The sequence below is a fragment of the Maricaulis sp. genome, from assembly GCF_039978735.1.
GTDB lineage: Bacteria > Pseudomonadota > Alphaproteobacteria > Caulobacterales > Maricaulaceae > Maricaulis.
On record NZ_JBDWAS010000014.1, the window covers coordinates 1 to 17,269 of the forward strand.

Here is a 17,269-nt window from a genome sequence, read left to right on the forward strand (position 1 = left end):
CTCAACGGATAAAAGGTACGCCGGGGATAACAGGCTGATGATGCCCAAGAGTCCATATCGACGGCATTGTTTGGCACCTCGATGTCGGCTCATCGCATCCTGGGGCTGGAGCAGGTCCCAAGGGTTTGGCTGTTCGCCAATTAAAGCGGTACGTGAGCTGGGTTTAGAACGTCGTGAGACAGTTCGGTCCCTATCTGCCGTGGGTGTCGGAAAATTGAGAGGAGCTGCCCCTAGTACGAGAGGACCGGGGTGGACGTATCTCTGGTGGACCTGTTGTTGCGCCAGCAGCATAGCAGGGTAGCTATATACGGAACGGATAACCGCTGAAGGCATCTAAGCGGGAAGCCCCCCTCAAAACCAGTTTTCCCTTGAGAGTCGAGGAAGACTACCTCGTTGATAGGCCAGGTGTGGAAGTGTGGCGACACATGAAGCTGACTGGTACTAATTACTCGATAGGCTTGATCTTATGATGCTCATGCCCGGCGATCGCTTCGTCGGACAAAGCAAAGCAACACCTCAAAATACATCAGACATGTCTCTTCTTTTGGATCTAACGCGCTGACCGGGTGGTTATTGCAGGGGGACCGCACCCGTTCCCATCCCGAACACGGCCGTTAAGACCCCTAGCGCCGATGGTACTGCGTCTCAAGGCGTGGGAGAGTAGGTCGCTGCCCGGTCTGCCCGTTAGATCCCCCTCCATAACAATTCACAAATCAACCGTCGCTTTCGCGGCGGTTTTTTTGTGCCCGGATTCCGGTGATTTGCGCCTGCGGATCCCGCGCCGGCCGGAGCCATTTCACCGCATTTTCAGCAAAACCGGTGCCCACTTTTCCTGAAAATGCTCCGGGCCCGCCGCTAACCGACCGCCTTCCGGAAATACCGCGACGTAGCGGTCACCGCATAGCCCTGCCGGATGTAGAAGGCGTGGGCGCCCTCCCGTTCCACACGCGAGGCCAGGCCGACGGACGCCAGGCCCAGCGCGCGTGCCATGGCTTCCGCTTCGCCCAGGAGAATCCGGCCCAGGCCGCGGCCGCGAATGGTCTCGTCGACGACGAGCGACTGCACCACCAGGCCGGAGCCGGTCTCGATCGACGGGCGCTCGTAGAAATGGATGAAGCCGGCCAGCGTTTTCGCGATCTGCGCGCCCCGCAGCCAGTGGCCACCGGTTTTACCAAGCCGGTCCATGCGCTGTTTCATCTCCGGCACAGTGGCTTCATAGCCCAGCTGCCGGTTCAGCTCGCACATGCGGGCGGCATCGTCTTCGTTCAGTGAACGGATGCGTATGTCTGTCGTGTTCATGAGCGAGCTATAGCATCGCCGGCGGCGCTCAGCGGGCGCAAATGGCAGACATCGGCGTATCCCGTTCCAACCACGCTGCATGCCGCGCGCATCCGGGAAGGGGGACGCGCAGCGACACCGTCCCGGCTTGCCGCAACATCCAAAACCGGCACCGCCCGCATCCAAGGGGCATAGATCCAGCCGATGCGAGACCGACATGCCTTTGACGACCTTCGCCCACGCAATCGCCGCCGCGGCGGCCCTGGCGTTCACCGCCCAGACCGGCGCGCAGACCGATGCCCCCGACCCTTACGCCGATGCCCGGGCCGTCATGGCCGGCGTCAACGAGATCGTCACGCCGAACGGCATCCAGGAGCTGATGACCGTCGAGCTCGGCGGCATGGAGCAGTGGATCTCGATCCGTGGCAGCGATCGCGACAATCCCGTCCTGCTTTTCCTGCATGGTGGTCCCGGTGCGCCGGAGATGGGGGTGGGCTGGGCCTTCCAGCGGCCCTGGGAAGACTATTTCACCGTCGTGCAATGGGATCAGCGCGGCGGCGGCAAGACCTTCCGCCATAATGGCGAGGCGGCCAGCCGCGAGGGCCCGACGCGCGAGCGCATCGTGGCCGACACGGTCGAGCTGATGGCCTGGCTGCGCGAGCATCTCGGCCAGGAGCGCATCATCGTGGTCGGCCATTCCTGGGGCACGGTCGCCGGCTTCCAGGCCGCGATGGCCCGGCCGGACTGGGTGCATGCCTATGTCGGCATCGGCCAGATCGTCGATATGGACGAGAATGAACGCCGCAGCCATGAACTGACACTCGCGGCCGCCCGGGCCGACGGCAATGCCGAGGCGATCGCCGATCTCACCGCCATCGCGCCCTATCCGGGCGACACGCCGGTGACCTTCGAACGGATCGGTGCCGAGCGGGAATGGGCGGTTCACTATGGCGGGCTGGCCGCCTATCGCGACAATGCCGGCTTCTATTATCGCGCCCGCCGCCTGGCACCGGAATACGAACAGGCCGACCGCGAGGCGGTCAATCCGGGCGGTATTCTGAGCGTGACGGCGCTGCTCGACGATCTGATGGCGGTGCGCCAGGGCGATGTGGAGCAGGTGGACTTCCCGGTCGTCTTCTTCGCCGGCCGGCACGATCTCACCACGCCGTCAGATCTGGTCGAGGCCTGGTATCAACGTTTGGAGGCGCCGTCCAAGGAACTGGTCTGGTTCGAGCACTCCGCCCATCTCTCGCCGATCGAGGAACCGGGCCGCACGCTCGTCGCCCTGGTCGAACACGTGCTGCCGCTGACGCAGGAACAGCCCCAGCCTTGAGCCCGGTCCCCCCGGCCAGTCTACGGGCGCTCCCTCAGCCACAGACTGGCCAGCACCTTCATGCCGGCGACCACCGGCTCGCCGGCATGAAGCGTGCGCTTGTCGCCGCGGCCTTCTGCATCGACATTGTCGAAACTCAGCGCATCGCCGCGCCCGCCGCTCCAGGCGATGTCGAGGCGCGCAAAGCGCGTCGCGCCGCCTTCATATTCCGCATTCAGCTTGACGAGACTGGTGGCGATCCGTTGGCCGCGCCGGGCCAGATCCGCGCTCGCCAGAGCGCCGTCCTCGGTCAGAAAGTCGAAATGCGACCGGTATTCCTCGCCCGGCCGGTAGACCAGCAGCGAGAGGGGCTCGCCCTGCTCGAAACCGGCCCCGGACAGGCGCGCCATGCGCAGCTTGATCGCCCAGAGCACCAGATCCATGGCGGCATCGGGCAGGGTGGCCGTCAGCGAGCGCCGGTAGGGATCGGGCCGCGACTGGCCGGTTCCGGGATCGAAGATCCGCGCCGGCTGCAGGAAGGGCGCACCGCCGGCCGCGAGATAGTCGCACACCGCCGCCGGCAGGAAGCCGGCCTGCCGTACGATCCGCGGCGCCTCGCTCAGCGTCTCGCCGCCGGCTGGGGCCTGATCCAGGGCCGTCATCAGATCGTCCGGAAGCACAGCGGGCGCATCGGCATCCGCGGCCTCCGAGACGGGCAGGGCGTGCGTCGCCTGGATCAGGGCCGCCGCCAGCGGGTGGCCGGATTGAGCCAGGGCCGGGGCCAGCTGCCGGGCAATCGGAGCGACCCTGCCGCTCTCCTCGCCCAGGCGCAGAAGCGCCGCGATTGCGTGCCCCGAACCGGCCCGGGCGGCCTCTGCCAGCAGTGCTTCGGCAGGCTCCCTGTGCCCGGCGATCAGCGCCAGCAGGGCCAGCTCTGTCGTCGCGCCGGCATCGCCGGCCTCCCTGTCCTGGCGCCGCAACGCCAGCGCAGCCTCCGGAGCGGCCTCACAGCCGCGCCCGGCGGCGATCAGGAAGGCCAGGTGCCGGTTGCGCGCCGGGCTCGCCGGTGCCGCCTCCACAGCCCTGTACACCGCCTGTTCGATCCCCTCGGGTGCATCGGGCTGGCCGGACAGCTGCAGCAGGGCTCCCAGGGCGCGCGCATCGCCGTTCCGCACCGCCGCCGCCAGCGTGTCGATCGCGGCCGCAGGCTCGCCCCGGCGCCAGGCATCGAGGGCGCCGGCAACGGCATCGCCGGCCGGAGGGGAGGTCGCAGTCATGGCAGGATGTTAGGCCATGATCGCGGACGCAGGTAAAGCGCAGCTGGCTGGTTGACGACACATCAGTGTCATCCTACATACGCGCCTCCCCACGGCACTCCGGTTCCGCGGGCCATCCTGATGCGGGGTGGAGCAGTCCGGTAGCTCGTCAGGCTCATAACCTGAAGGTCGTAGGTTCAAATCCTACCCCCGCACCCAAAAAGAAAGCCCCGGTCTTGCGACCGGGGCTTTTTGTTTCGTCAAACCGCAGGGGTGAACTGGGAGGCCCACCCGGCTCTCGATCTGGTTAGTCGATCGTGTCCGGCGGCGGAGTCTCGCCACCCCGGGGAACAAAATAGACCTGGATCAACAGGTACTGGCCGAGGAGCGGATCGTATTCGTAGACGTAGCAGATGTCCTGAATCGAATTGTGCGCTTCACACTCGGTGAAGGTGTCCGGGACCTGGGCCTGAGCCACACCGGGCAGTGTTGAAAACGCAAGCGCGGCGGCCGCGCCCAGTGTGACCGACTTCAGGAAAGGTATCTTTTTCATGCATGTACCCCGATTGTAAGGGCGCGTTTGTATGCGCCACGATGCTTGTAATTTAAAATGGCGACTGAGTCGCATTGCGATCATAGGTGGCGACTTTGCTTCCACGCAAGTCCGACGTCGGCGAAGTTGGCTGCAATGCGGGTGTCGCGCCGTTGACGGCACGCGTGCAGCTGGGGCGTCAACGCCGCCCCGCCTACAACTCCGCCAGGCTCAATTCCACCTGTTCCATGATCCGCTGGCGGACGCGGGTGCGCAGGTCGGGGTCCTTGGCGAGGTCGCCCCACATGGTGCGGTTCATGATGTGACCGACGATGAGGGCGCCGAGCATGCGGGCGCGCAGCTCCGTGTGGGGCCCGGTCAGCGCGGCGGCGACGGGGCGGTCGCAGCGCTCGAAAATCACGGCGCGGACCATGTCGGCCGCGGTCGCCGAGGCGATCGAGTTGAGCATGATCAGGAAGTCCTCGACGGTGTTCTCGTCGTCCGGTTCCTCCACGATCATGTCGGCAATGCGCGTTGAAAGCGTTGCGATATCGCCGGTGAAGAGATCGCCGATGCGCTCGATCTTCTCCGGCCGGTTCAGTACGGCGGCGAACAGGTCTTCCTTCGAACCGAAATAACGCGAGACCAGGGCAGGGTCGACGCCGGCATCCGATGCGATCTCCCGGATTCCCACCGTGTCGTAGCTGGCCCGGGCAAAGCGGCCGCGTGCGGCGGCCAGGATTGCGGCCTTGGTGGCTTCGGCATTGCGAGGCCGGGGTGGATAAATAGCTACCATGCGAATTTTTCTCACACTGCCGGGTTGTCATCACCTGTTGACTTACTACATTCCGGCCAGATTTTACACTTGGAGGACGTGGCACCGCCGGCCCGGCGGCATGCGCGTCCGTTTTCGTCTGCAGGATTGATCCATGGCGCGCCTATTTTCCAACACCACCGGTGTCCTCCTTGTTTCGGCCATTCTCCTGACGGCCTGCGGCGGCGGGCAGCAGCAGGGCCAGATGCCGGCGCCCCAGGTCGATGTCGCAACACCGCTCGTCGAACGGGTCGCCGACTGGGACGAGTTTACCGGCCGTTTCGAGTCGCCGGAGCATGTCGATGTGCGGGCCCGTGTCAGCGGCTATCTTGAAGCCGTCCATTTTGAAGATGGGGCCGAGGTGGAGGCAGGGCAACGCCTGTTCACCATCGACGCACGTCCCTTCCAGGCGGAACTGGCTGCTGCACAAGGCCGTCTGACCCAGGCGCGCGCCGAATTGTCCCAGGTGCGCACCGATCTGGAACGCGCCGAACGCCTGATCGAATCGCGCACCATCTCCCAGGAGGCGGTGGAGCAGCGCCGCACGGCCGTCAGCACGGCGGAAGCCGCGGTGGCCTCTGCCCGGGCCCAGGTCGAGGTGCAGCAGCTGAACCTGGAATTCACCGAGGTTACCGCGCCGATCTCCGGTCATGCCTCGGCCCGCCAGGTCGATCCGGGCAATCTGGTTTCCGGCGGCAATTCAGCCGGCGATGTGCTGACCACGATCGTCAGCTCCGACCCGATCCATTTCGAGTTCGATGCCTCCGAAGCCGTCTATCTGCGTTATCAGCGCCTTCCGGCGACGGATGAGGGGGCGCCGGTCGAGGTGCGCCTGCAGGACGAGACCGGCTTCGAACGCCGCGGCGTGATCGTCTTTGCCGACAATGCCATCAACCCCAATACCGGCACGATCCACATGCGCGCCAGCGTGCCCAATCCGGACGGTCTCATCCGTCCGGGCATGCTGGGCACGGCCCGGGTGCGCGGCAGCGCGCCCTATGAGGCGATGCTGTTGCCGCAGACGGCGATCCTGTCCGACGGCTCGCGCCGGATCGTCTATGTCGTGAACGACCAGAATATCGTGGAGACCCGCAATATCGTCCAGGGGCCGCTGAGCGGCAGTCTGCGCGTCATCCGCGACGGTCTGGAACCGGGCGACCGGGTGATCGTGAACGGTCTCCTGCGGGCCCGTCCGGGCGCCGAAGTCGTGCCCCAGGACACCGAGATTTCCCGTGCCGCTCCGGCCCGGGGCGGTGCCGCCTTCATTGAATCCCAGCCGGCCACGAGCGCCCAGCCCGTCGACTGATCCCGTCCACAGCTGCGCGGAAGAAAGCCTCCCTCATGCGCCTGTCCCATTTCTTTATCGACCGACCGATCTTCGCCCTGGTGATCTCGGTCATCGTCACGCTGCTGGGTATTTTCGCCTATCCGCAGCTGCCGCTTTCGCAATATCCCGAGATCGCCCCGCCGACGGTGGCGATCACGGCTGCCTATCCCGGCGCCACCGCCGAGGACGTCGCCGAACAGGTCGCTGCACCGCTGGAGCAGGAGATCAACGGCGTCGAGGGCATGCTCTACATGACCTCCTCCTCGACGGCGGACGGCATGGTGCAGATCTCCGTCACCTTCCAGCCGGGCACCGATATCGATACCGCCCAGGTGAAGGTGCAGAACCGGGTCAACCGGGCCGAGCCGCGTCTGCCTGAAATCGTCCGCCAGACCGGTGTGTCGGTGGAGGCCCAGTCCACCGGCTTCCTGCTGATCCTGTCGCTGCGCTCGACGGACGGCACGCTGGATACCGATTATATCGGCAATTACGCCAATACCCGGGTGCGCGACCGCCTGCTGCGCCTGGACGGTGTCGGCGATGTGCAGGTTTTCGGTGCCGGCAATTATTCCATGCGGGTCTGGATCGATCCCGACCGCGCCGCTGCCCACGGCCTGACGGCCAGCGATGTCGTCGCCGCCCTGCGCGAGCAGAACATCCAGGCGACCGGCGGCATTCTCGGCCAGCCGCCCTATGGCGCCGGCGATGCGCCCTCCTTCCAGGTGCCTGTGCAGGTGCGTGGCCGCCTGATCGAGGCCGAGGAGTTCGGCAATGTCGTGGTGCGCCGGAACGAAGACGGCGCCGTCACGCGGCTGGAGGATGTCGCGCGGGTCGAACTGGGCACCGAGACCTATCTCGTGCGCGGTTATTTCGACCAGCGGCCCGGCGTCGCCATGGCGATCATCCAGCAGCCCGGCGCCAATGCGCTGAACACGGCCTCGGCCGTGCTCCGGGAAATCGAGGCCGCCGAGGCCGAATTCCCCGAGGGCATGGACTACATCATCCCCTACAACCCGACCGAATTCGTCGAGGCCTCGGTGCACGCCGTGCAGCGCACGCTGATCGAGGCGGTCTTCCTGGTCGTGCTGGTGATCATCGTCTTCCTGCAGACCTGGCGGGCGGCCCTGATCCCGATCATCGCCATCCCGGTCTCCATTGTCGGCGTCTTCGCCGTGCAGCTGGCGCTGGGCTTCTCGATCAACTCGCTCTCCCTCTTCGCCATGGTGCTGGCCGTCGGCATCGTCGTCGACGACGCGATCGTGGTGGTGGAAAACGTCGAACGTCTGATCCGCGAGGGGAATTCGCCGCGTATCGCAGCCCGCAAGTCGATGACGGAGGTCGGCGGCGCGCTGATCGCCATGTCGCTGGTGCTGATCTCGGTCTTCATTCCGACCGCTTTCATGGGCGGCATTCCGGGGATTTTCTATCGCCAGTTCGCCGTTGCCATCGCGACCGCCGCGATCATCTCGCTGGTCGTGTCGCTGACACTCAGCCCGGCGCTCTGCGCCCTGCTGCTGAAGCCGCACAAGTCCGACGCCCATGACGCCCGGCCGGGTCCGCTGGCCCCGCTGCGCTTTGCGGCGCGACAGTTCAATAACGGTTTTGCATGGCTATCGGACAGTTATGGGGCCGTTGTGTCACGCCTTGTGCGCATGATTGTCATCGTCCTGATTGCCTATGCGGGCCTTCTGGCGCTCACCGGCTGGCGCCTGTCGGAGACCCCGACCGGCTTCATCCCGGACCAGGACCAGGGCTTCCTGATCGGTATTGTGCAATTGCCGCCCGGCGCATCCCTGGAACGCACCGACGAAGTCATGGCCCGTGTCCAGAGCGCGGTCGCCGAGACCGAGGGCGTGGACGGCATGGCGGCGATTGTCGGCCTCGACGGGGCAACCTTCTCGCTCAACTCGTCCGGCTCGACCATGTTCATCCGGCTCGATCCGATCGAGGAACGCCAGGGGCATCCGGGCATGTCGGCGCAGGAATTGTCCATGCAGCTGACCGGCATGCTGGCCCAGATCGTGCCGGAAGGCCGGGCCTTCATCATCGCACCGCCTCCGGTACAGGGGCTGGGCAATGGCGGCGGTTTCAAGGTGATCGTCCAGGACCGCACGGGCCAGGGGCTGAACACGCTGGGCCAGGTGGCCTGGCAGATCATCGGCGCCGCCAACCAGGACCCGCGCCTGACCCAGGTCTTCACCGACTTCTCGACCGACTCGCCGCGCGTCCGCGTCGATGTCGATCGCGACCGGGCCCAGCGCCTGGGTGTCGATCCGGCGTCGGTCTATTCCGCACTCGGCACCTATCTCGGCTCGACCTATGTGAACGACTTCAACTATCAGGGCCGCACCTATCGCGTGACCGCCCAGGCCGAAGCCGAAGCCCGGGACGATATCGCCGATATCGGCCGGCTGCGGGTCAGCGGCCGGGATGGCGAACTGGTACCGATCGCCTCGGTGGCATCGATCACCACCGAATCCGGACCGGTCCGTGTCGTGCGGCACAACAACTTCACGGCCGTGGAAATCCAGGGCCAGGCCATGCCGGGCGTAGCCTCGGGCACGGCGCTGGACGCGATGGAGGACATCCTCGAAGCCAACCTGCCGCCGGGCTTCGGCTATGAGTGGACCGAGATCGCCTATCAGGAAAAGGCGGCCGGCGACTCCGGCCTGATGATCTTCGCCTTCGCGGTGGTGTTCGTCTTCCTGGTGCTGGCCGCTCAGTACGAGGCCTTCACCTTGCCCTGGGCGGTGATCTTCATCGTGCCGATGTGTATCCTGGCAGCGATGGTCGGCATCAACCTGACGGGTCTGGACAACAATATCCTCACCCAGGTCGGGCTGATCGTGCTGATCGCCCTGGCGGCCAAGAACGCGATCCTGCTGGTCGAGTTCGCCCGCCAGGCCGAGGACGAGGCCGGCAGCGACCGCTTCAAGGCTGCGGCCCAGGCCGCCCGGATCCGCCTGCGGCCGATCCTGATGACGTCCTTTGCCTTCATTCTCGGCGTGACGCCTCTGGCTTTCGCTCACGGTCCCGGTGCGGAAATGCGCCAGGCCCTGGGGATTGCGGTGTTCGCCGGGATGATCGGGGTGACCTTCTTCGGCCTGATCTTCACGCCGGTCTTCTACGTGGTCGGCCGCTGGATCTCGCGTTTCCTGCCCAGGCGCGACCATGCGGCCATGGACGCGGAGAGCACGGACCAGGCGTGACCGGGGCGACAGGAAGGTGACACGGGAAAGGCCCGCCGGTTCGACCGGCGGGCCTTTCTTTCGTGCGGTGCTCCGATAGAGCCGGTCAGGCGTCGAGCGCTGCCGCGATCCGCTCGCGGATATAGCGGCGATGCGCCCGTGTCTCGGCATCCAGCCAGACATCCCAGCCGTGATTCATGCCGGCGATCCGGCGCAGCGTGTCACGCACGGCAACCGCCGGAACATGCTGCAGCGAGGACGCCTCTTCGACGGCGATCAGCCGGTCGATATACTGGATCTGCAGATTGCGCCGGTAGACATTGGGGCGGCCCCAGGGATCGCCCTTGAATATCTCCCGTGTGAGATCGTTCAGCATGGCGTGGGTGGAATAGTCGCCGCCATAGGCCAGGCTGTCGGTCAGCCGGTTCAGCACGCGCGGATGCAGAAGGTGCGCGAGCACCGAATTCTGGGCATCGCGGACATAGGCCTGGACACGCGGCTCCTCGGCCCGGCGCAGGGCGTCGAACCCCCGCCGTTCCGGCTGCAGCCGGGCAATCAGTTCCGGCGGAAAGTCGAAGGCATCCGGTCCGAACACGGTCTCGCCCAGCGTGCGCAGGGCGCGGCGTTGTTCTGCTGCTGAGACCGGGACGAAGGGCGCCTCGGCGGCGCCGGGCTGGCCGACGACCGAGCGGTCGACATAGACCCCGCCGACATAGCGCGACACGATCCCGCCGGCCTGTTTCCACATCCCCATCAGCACACCGAAGGCCGCGCGGGTCTCGGCCCAGCTTTCACCGTCCTGCGGGACGGTCTCGACCAGTCCGGCCATGGTGGTCCGGGCGACATCGACCTGCCGCGCGGCGAAGCCGATCGGGTCGTTGGACAGGGAGTAGGTGTTCACCCGGGGATCGATACCGCGGCCCGGCACCCGCACGGCGTCGGCATCATTGCCGAAGACGTGCTCGGGCAGGCTCGACAGGGCTAGCAGGGCATTGCGCGCCCCGGTCTCACCGATCTCAGGCGCATAGCCGAAACGGATCGCCCAGCTGTCATAGGGTCCCGGCAGGCCCGGGAAGAACGGGCCCTGGCTCTCGCCGGCCGCGGCCAGATTGACGCCGGGATAGTCCATCACCGACGCCGACAGGCGGCGCTCGGCGCGCGGATCGCCGCTGGCCAGGGTCTCCAGATCGCCGAAATAGGAGGCCATCATGTTGTGGGTCAGGCCCAGCGTATGGCCGACCTCGTGCGCCACCATCCAGCTCAGCCCCTGTTCGATGATCGTATTGGGGTCGATATCCGGGCGATGGCCGGCGCGAGCGGCGGCGACGGCGGCCAGGCGTGCAAAGGCGGTCGAGCGGGCCATGTGCATGCCGGCCTCGCAGGCCTCGTCGATATCGGCGGCGCTGATCGCGGCCAGCGCGTCGCTGTCGAGGGCGGCTTCGGACGCTGCGGCGGCACTGCCGTCGCCGACTGGCGGAAAGAGATCGGCCGTCTGCACCCAGCGCTGGACCGCGGCGTGCTCGATGACGATGTCCGCGCCCAGGATCTCGCCGGTCAGAGGATTGGTGAAGCGGGGGCCATAGCCACCGAAGATCGGGTGGGGCGATGCGATCCAGCGGATCACATTGTAGCGCACATCGCCTGCATCCCAGGCCGCGTCGTCCGGCTGGATATCGACCTGGATCGCATTGCGGAAGCCGGCGGCTTCGAAGACCGGATTCCAGGCCAGGACGGCATCGCGGATCACGTCGCGGTATTCCAGCGGTGTGGTGTTCTCGATCCAGAATGTAATCGGCTGGACGACATCGGAAACCTCGGCGTCCGGATCGGTTTTCTCCAGCCGCCAGCGCTGGATCAGATCGTCGACCGGGCTGCCATCGACCCGCGTCAGATTGGTGCGGCGTTCCGTGAAGAAGCCGACGCGCGGATCGGCGCGGCGGGGCGTGAAGCCATCGTCTGGCATACGCACAAATGTGTGCTGCACCACGGTCGTGTCCGACGAGCTTTCCGGCGTGCTCGCCCCGCTCCAGTCGAACACGAACTCGGTGACGATCTCGGTATTGTCCTCGTAATTGCGGATCGAGCGGATATTGGTCTTGCGGGCGTTCAGCGTGCCCGGCCGTACGCCGAGGGCGCGGCCCATGGCCGAGGCCTGGCCGATGCGGACCAGGGAGTTTGTCATGAAGAGGTCGTTGGCGCGGACGATGACCCGGTTGGAGCGGCGGCTTTCGGAGACGACTTCCAGACTGGCCAGCACGGTGAAGGGCACATTGGTGCCTTCCGCGCGGGTGAGGGGCGAATCCGGATCCATGACATAGTCGGTATTGCGGCGAACAACATCGACATGGCGGAACCGCCGGCGGAAGGAGACCACCGCGTTCTCGCCCATCAGGCCGGCCATGCGCATGCCGTCCCGGCGCGAACCGTCATGGACATAGCTGAAATAGATGTACTCTTCGCCGAGCTCGTCTTCGGTCAGCTCCAGGAAGAGCTCGCCGGTCTGGATGTCGCGGTAGAATTTCAGGAGGCCGGGGAAGGGGCGTTTGCGCTCGAGGAAGTCGTTCCATTCCTCGACGTCTTCCACGATCTGGGTCTCGCCGACGCACTGGGTCCGGTCTTCCAGCGTACAAGCGAGGGATTCAACGACCTGGACCGCGGGGCGGGCATCGGACCGTCCATCCGGGTCCTCGGTCTGGATCAATGCGGCTGCGGGGCCGCCGGTCAGTCCCAGAATGATGGCCGCAACTGCCAGGCCGGCCATCCGTATCGTGTTCGCCATCCGGGGTGCTCCTCTCTCCGGGTCACATATCGCCGGACGCACGACTCCCGTGCGCTTCCGGCCCGTCTCCTGTCCGCGAAAAAACCGCCATCCACTCCGCCGGTGCCCACAAGCGGCCGCGGCAAGGCTCTGCCTTGCTGATACCCGTACGGGACACATTCTGGCGGGAAACACACTCCGGTCCGGCTGGCTTTTCCGCCTCCTCGCACGCTTGCATGCGGAGCCGTACGCCAGCTTGTCGGTTTCATGACCCTTTCAGGGCCGCTGGACCGGGCATTTACCCTGGTTGATTGGAGGCATAACGCGACCGGGCGCCGCGAGGCCAGTCATTTCGCATGAAAAGCGTCAGAATCCGGTTGTGCTTCAGGGGGTTGTGTCAGGAAACGTGCAATCCGGGATCGGCGGCCCAGAGATGTTGGGCGGCATAGGCCCGCCAGGGACGCCAGCGTTCGGCGCGCCGGGCCATGGCCTCGGCAGAGGGGCGCGTCCCGTCCGGTGCCGCGAGCGCTCGCATCAGTCCGATATCCGCCGCCGGAAAGGCGTCAGGCTCGCGCAATTGCCGCAGGGCGATGTATTGCGCCGTCCATTCGCCGACGCCGCGGATCTTCCGCAGATCGTGAATGGCCTCGTCGAGCCCGCGATGGGCATCGAACAGGTTGGGGTTCGCCAGGCTGGCCGCGGCCACCGCGCTCAGCGTTGCAGACCGGCTGCGGGGCATGCCCAGGCTCGCAAGGTCTGCATCGGCAAGGGCCGAGGCCTGCGGAAAAGTGTGGGTCAAGGGGCCGGCAGGCTCCACCAGCGGCGTTCCGTGACGGGCGACCAGCTGTCCGGCGAGGCGCGCCGCTGCAGTGACCGTGATCTGCTGGCCGAGCACGGCCCGGATCGCCAGCTCGAACCCGTCCCAGGCTCCGGGAACCCGCAGGCCGGGCCGGCGCGCGACACGGCGGGCCAGATCCGGGTCTTCGCTCAGATGGGCGGCGATGGCGGCGGGGTCTGCGGCAAGGTCGAAGACCCGGCGGATGCGTCCGATGATACCGGGCAGGGCGGAGAGGACCGGGAAGACGATGGTCGCCCGCAGGGCATCGCCGCTGGCGGGCTCGATGCGCACATGGCCCTGGGCCCCGTCGATCTCGATCGTGCGCGCGTACGCGTTCCCGCCGACATGCTCGATACCGGCGATGGCACGCAGACGCAGGAAGTCCAGCATGGCGTCCCAGTCATAGGGCGGCTGATAGCGCAGCAGCAGGCTCAACCCGCCGGCCGTGTCGGCCGGTACAGCTTTGGCGCTCGCCCGGCGCAATTCGCCCGGCGGCCGCCCGAACATGTCGCGGAAAGTCTCGTTGAAACGCCGTATGCTCGAGAAGCCCGAGGCAAAGGCGATCTCGGCCATCGGCATGTGCGTCTCGTGGATCAGCTGTTTGGCCAGATGGATCCGCCGGGTCTGGGCGACGGCGACGGGCGAGGCGCCCAGATGCTGGTGAAACAGGCGGCGCAATTGCCGTTCGCCGACGCCGAGGCGTCCCGCGAGCTCATCCACCGAGGCCGTGTCCAGCGCGCCCTGCTCGATCAGGCGCAGGGCGCGGGAGACCGTGTTTGATGTGCCGCGCCAGGCTCCCATATCCGGCGCCGTCTCCGGCCGGCAGCGCAGGCAGGGCCGGAAGCCGGCCTCGCGCGCAGCTGCGGCAGACGGGTAGAAGACGACGTTTTGCGATTTCGGCGTTGTCGCCGGGCAGACGGGACGGCAATAGATGCCCGTCGTCTTCACCCCGGTGAAGATGCGGCCGTCGAAACGGACATCGCGCTGGGAAATGGCGCGGTAGCAGGCGTCGTGGTCGAGATCCATGCCTCAAGGCTTGCCCGGGCCGGCCGGACTGTCTAGCGGTTTTCGGACATGGATGTGCAGGTCTGGCGGACGCCGGGCATCATGTCCGGAAACCGCCAGTCGAGAACGCCGGTCTGGTACAATGTACGCTGCGAGCCCTATCGGAGAACAGCATGCCAGCATCGGACATTCTGCCGGATTTTCTGATCGAGCAGATCGACACGCCGATCGGCCTGACCTTTCTGGTGTCAGACCGGTCGGGCACTTTGCACGCCGTTGACTGGGACGATCACGTCGAACGGCTGCACCGGCAGCTGGAGCGGCGTTATGGCGCGGATCTGTCACTGAGCGAGGCGGATACGCCTAGCGCAGCGCGCCGGGCGCTCGAGGCCTATTTCGCGGGCGACCTCACAGCCCTGGACGGGATTTCTGTCGAAGGAGCGGGCACCGATTTCCAGCGGGATGTCTGGCGGGCCCTGCGTGACATACCGGTCGGGCAGACGATCAGCTATGGCGAGCTGGCCCGGCGTATCGACCGGCCGAAGGCGGTGCGGGCCGTCGGCCTGGCCAATGGCGCCAATCCCATTCCGATTGTCGTGCCCTGTCACCGGGTCATCGGCGCCAATGCCTCATTGACCGGGTTCGGGGGCGGTCTGGATCGCAAGCGCTGGCTGCTGGCGCATGAAGGTGTGGATGCGGCCCGCTGGGGCGAACCCCGGCAGGCCGCACTGTTTTAGAATCTTGAGTGGTCGCGTGATCGAAGCGGTGAACCGGTCCTCACTTCACCTGATCACGCTCGATTTGAGCGGTCGCGCGATCGAACCGCTGAACCGGTTCCCACTTCACCTGATCGCGCTCGATTTGAGCGGTCGCGTGATCGAACCGGTGAACCGGTCCCCACTTCACCTGATCACGCTCTACCGGGAACGCGGGTAGTTGCGGCTGCCCGAACCGGCGATCTGCATTTCCAGCTGGCCGACATTTCCGGCCTCGTCCGGCGTGAAGACGAAGCGATAGCTGTTATTGCCGGGGATGGCGAAGCGATGGTTCCCGACGGGCAGCAATTCCACCGGCGAGCCGCCTTCACGCGTATAGACGAGCGTGCCGTCAGCGGTGTCGAAGTGGCGATTGCCGTAAGTGCCCGCATAGCGGCGCAGCTGGCGCGACGCGACGGCAACGGGTTCGCGCTGAGCGGCCAGCAGTTCGCGCGCCCATTCCACGTCCTGATGCCCCGCACTGTCGGCGTCATGGGAGGCCAGCAGCGTCTCATAGAGACGGTCGAGCGCTGTCTCCAGTGCGTCACCGGCCGGAACGGCTATGTCCGGCGTGACGCCGGTGCCTTCCCAATTGGTCCCGGTGATCGGGTTTCGGGCCGAGCCGGTGGAGATGAAAACCGCATAGCCTTCCGGCGTGAAGAAGGTCGAACCCGGATTGCCGGCGCCGTGGGTGGTCTCACCGATAATGGTGGCGCGCTCCATGGCTTTCAGGTGGTAGGGGAAGGCCTCGCCGGCCGATCCGGTATTGCCCGAGGTCAGGACGATCAGGGGCACGTCGGGGCGGTTGCCGGCCGGATGGACCGGCAGCGACCACAACTGGTCGGGATAGGGCAGGTCGCGCGCGACGAAGGTGTTGATCACCACCGGCTCCTCGGGGTCGAGGAAGTGGCTGATCAGGTATTGCACCATCGAGGGCGCGCCGCCGACATTCTGGCGCAGGTCGAAGATCACGGCATCGGTATTGGCGATGAATTCGAGTGCGGCGCGGGCCGTGCTTTCCGCCGGCTGGATCGGCGCAAACTGGCGCAGGTCGATATAGCCGATATTGCCCGGCAGGATGTCGATATCGGCAAAGCCGAAATTCTCGCGCCGCAGGCCGGCCCAGGGGTCGGCAGGACGTTCCGGGGCCTCACCGGCCTCGGCAGCTTCGCGGCGTGCGATGATTTCCGCAGCCCGTTCCGGACCGATATAGCGGACGGAGAAGTGCCGGTCCTCGGCGTGCAGCCGGCCGGTAAGCGCAGACGCGAGCGCGTCAGGGGATGTATCTTCACCGAAGGCGCCTGCAGCCGCTTCGCTGCGCAGGGCTTCGGCGATCTCGCGGGCGCGGGCCTCGTCGTAATAATTCGCTTCGATAACATCCGCGAGCGCGTTGATCGCGTCCTCGTCACGCGCCTCGGCCAGCCCGTTGCCGAGACTGGCCAGCATCAGAGCCGTGCCGGCAAGCGCAAATGTCTTCATGAAATCCCTCCCTGTTTGTTGCGGCCAAATAGGGGGCGCCGATCCTTCCCGGACAACTTAATTCGGGGTCACACGAGGGTAAGCCCGGTGTCACGCAGGGTGACTTTGAGATGAACCATCGCCTCAGACTGCGCTCAGCCTCGGCTTGCTAGACCGGTGTGCATGAAAGGCCGCCGCATGGAGCCGGCCCCCGACAGGGAGACAGGATGATGACCTTCTCGAAGATGATGCTCGCCGGGGCCGCTCTGGCCTCGATCGCTTTCGCCGCAGGCGAGGTCGATGCCCAATCGCGCTCGCGCGTCAGCGTGGAACAGTCCGGCTATGGGAATATGGTGGAGGGCCGCTTCGACGGCTGGCGCAACCGGGCCCGGATCGCCCAGCGTGGCGACCAGAACGCGGCCGCAGCCCGCCAGGACGGCTATCGCAACCGGCTCGATATCCGCCAGCAGGGTTATGACAACTGGCAGGATGTGCTGCAGGCGGGCCTCGCCAATCGCGCGCTGACCCGCCAGTTCGGCGACAACCTGACCGGGTCGGTCTATCAGTCCGGCAATGGCAATCTGGTCGGTGTCGCACAGGTGGGCGAAGGTCACACCGCGCACACCGTGCAAGAGGGCAATGGCAATATCCTCGGCGTGCTTCAGATCGGCAGCGGCCAGCACACGACCTATCACCAGATCGGTGACGGAAATGCCGACATCGTCGTGCAGTTCGGCTGGGACTGACC

Annotated in this window: 13 protein-coding genes, 1 tRNA gene and 2 rRNA genes; 9 read left to right on the forward strand and 7 right to left on the reverse strand. The window is 66.1% G+C overall.

Annotated features, from left to right (window positions below; translation table 11 throughout):
- Both ABJO18_RS03650 and rrf read left to right on the forward strand, forming a co-directional pair.
- Window positions 1-466 (forward strand): 23S ribosomal RNA (locus ABJO18_RS03650); the annotation flags it as partial.
- Window positions 467-562: 96 nt separating this feature from the next.
- Window positions 563-677, forward strand: a 5S ribosomal RNA gene (gene rrf, locus ABJO18_RS03655).
- 178 nt (window positions 678-855) lie between these two features.
- On the opposite strand, the gene ABJO18_RS03660 is transcribed toward rrf, so the two are convergent.
- On the reverse strand, window positions 856-1,299 hold the full coding sequence (locus ABJO18_RS03660; protein ID WP_348507212.1) for a GNAT family N-acetyltransferase: 444 nt from the start codon (window positions 1,297-1,299) through the stop codon (window positions 856-858).
- A gap of 196 nt (window positions 1,300-1,495) precedes the next feature.
- On the opposite strand from ABJO18_RS03660, the gene ABJO18_RS03665 reads away from it, so the two are divergent.
- The gene (locus ABJO18_RS03665) at window positions 1,496-2,611 is read left to right on the forward strand and encodes an alpha/beta hydrolase (RefSeq protein ID WP_348507213.1); all 1,116 of its coding nucleotides are present in this window, start codon (window positions 1,496-1,498) and stop codon (window positions 2,609-2,611) included.
- Window positions 2,612-2,631: 20 nt separating this feature from the next.
- On the opposite strand, the gene ABJO18_RS03670 is transcribed toward ABJO18_RS03665, so the two are convergent.
- A complete protein-coding gene (locus ABJO18_RS03670) occupies window positions 2,632-3,867 on the reverse strand; it encodes a 2OG-Fe(II) oxygenase (protein WP_348507214.1) in 1,236 nt (411 codons plus the stop codon).
- Window positions 3,868-3,988: 121 nt separating this feature from the next.
- On the opposite strand from ABJO18_RS03670, the gene ABJO18_RS03675 reads away from it, so the two are divergent.
- A tRNA-Met gene (locus ABJO18_RS03675) sits at window positions 3,989-4,065 on the forward strand.
- An 88-nt stretch (window positions 4,066-4,153) separates the two neighbouring features.
- On the opposite strand, the gene ABJO18_RS03680 is transcribed toward ABJO18_RS03675, so the two are convergent.
- Together ABJO18_RS03680 and ABJO18_RS03685 are read right to left on the reverse strand one after the other, a co-directional pair.
- On the reverse strand, window positions 4,154-4,399 hold the full coding sequence (locus tag ABJO18_RS03680; protein ID WP_348507215.1) for a hypothetical protein: 246 nt from the start codon (window positions 4,397-4,399) through the stop codon (window positions 4,154-4,156).
- A gap of 193 nt (window positions 4,400-4,592) precedes the next feature.
- Entirely contained in the window at window positions 4,593-5,174 is a 582-nt protein-coding gene (locus ABJO18_RS03685; protein ID WP_348507216.1) for a TetR family transcriptional regulator, read from the reverse strand.
- A gap of 133 nt (window positions 5,175-5,307) precedes the next feature.
- Between ABJO18_RS03685 and ABJO18_RS03690 the strand changes: the two genes are divergently transcribed.
- Both ABJO18_RS03690 and ABJO18_RS03695 read left to right on the forward strand, forming a co-directional pair.
- The gene (locus ABJO18_RS03690; protein ID WP_348507217.1) at window positions 5,308-6,498 is read left to right on the forward strand and encodes an efflux RND transporter periplasmic adaptor subunit; all 1,191 of its coding nucleotides are present in this window, start codon (window positions 5,308-5,310) and stop codon (window positions 6,496-6,498) included.
- Window positions 6,499-6,533: 35 nt separating this feature from the next.
- Window positions 6,534-9,728: a multidrug efflux RND transporter permease subunit gene (locus tag ABJO18_RS03695; protein ID WP_348515736.1), complete on the forward strand. Its 3,195-nt coding sequence runs from the start codon at window positions 6,534-6,536 to the stop codon at window positions 9,726-9,728.
- Window positions 9,729-9,813: 85 nt separating this feature from the next.
- On the opposite strand, the gene ABJO18_RS03700 is transcribed toward ABJO18_RS03695, so the two are convergent.
- Window positions 9,814-12,486 (reverse strand): zinc-dependent metalloprotease, encoded by a 2,673-nt coding sequence (locus ABJO18_RS03700; protein ID WP_348507219.1) that lies wholly within the window; start codon window positions 12,484-12,486, stop codon window positions 9,814-9,816.
- 376 nt (window positions 12,487-12,862) lie between these two features.
- Window positions 12,863-14,329 (reverse strand): AlkA N-terminal domain-containing protein, encoded by a 1,467-nt coding sequence (locus tag ABJO18_RS03705; RefSeq protein WP_348507220.1) that lies wholly within the window; start codon window positions 14,327-14,329, stop codon window positions 12,863-12,865.
- Window positions 14,330-14,499: 170 nt separating this feature from the next.
- On the opposite strand from ABJO18_RS03705, the gene ABJO18_RS03710 reads away from it, so the two are divergent.
- Both ABJO18_RS03710 and ABJO18_RS03715 read left to right on the forward strand, forming a co-directional pair.
- A complete protein-coding gene (locus tag ABJO18_RS03710) occupies window positions 14,500-15,045 on the forward strand; it encodes a methylated-DNA--[protein]-cysteine S-methyltransferase (RefSeq protein WP_348507249.1) in 546 nt (181 codons plus the stop codon).
- 16 nt (window positions 15,046-15,061) lie between these two features.
- The gene (locus ABJO18_RS03715) at window positions 15,062-15,244 is read left to right on the forward strand and encodes a hypothetical protein (RefSeq protein ID WP_348507221.1); all 183 of its coding nucleotides are present in this window, start codon (window positions 15,062-15,064) and stop codon (window positions 15,242-15,244) included.
- On the opposite strand, the gene ABJO18_RS03720 is transcribed toward ABJO18_RS03715, so the two are convergent.
- Window positions 15,226-16,542 (reverse strand): S41 family peptidase, encoded by a 1,317-nt coding sequence (locus ABJO18_RS03720; RefSeq protein ID WP_348507222.1) that lies wholly within the window; start codon window positions 16,540-16,542, stop codon window positions 15,226-15,228. The genes ABJO18_RS03715 and ABJO18_RS03720 overlap by 19 nt on opposite strands.
- 206 nt (window positions 16,543-16,748) lie before the next feature.
- Here ABJO18_RS03720 and ABJO18_RS03725 point away from each other — a divergent pair, with 206 nt between their 5' ends.
- A complete protein-coding gene (locus ABJO18_RS03725) occupies window positions 16,749-17,267 on the forward strand; it encodes a curlin-associated protein (protein WP_348507223.1) in 519 nt (172 codons plus the stop codon).
- The last annotated feature ends 2 nt before the right edge of the window (window positions 17,268-17,269 follow it).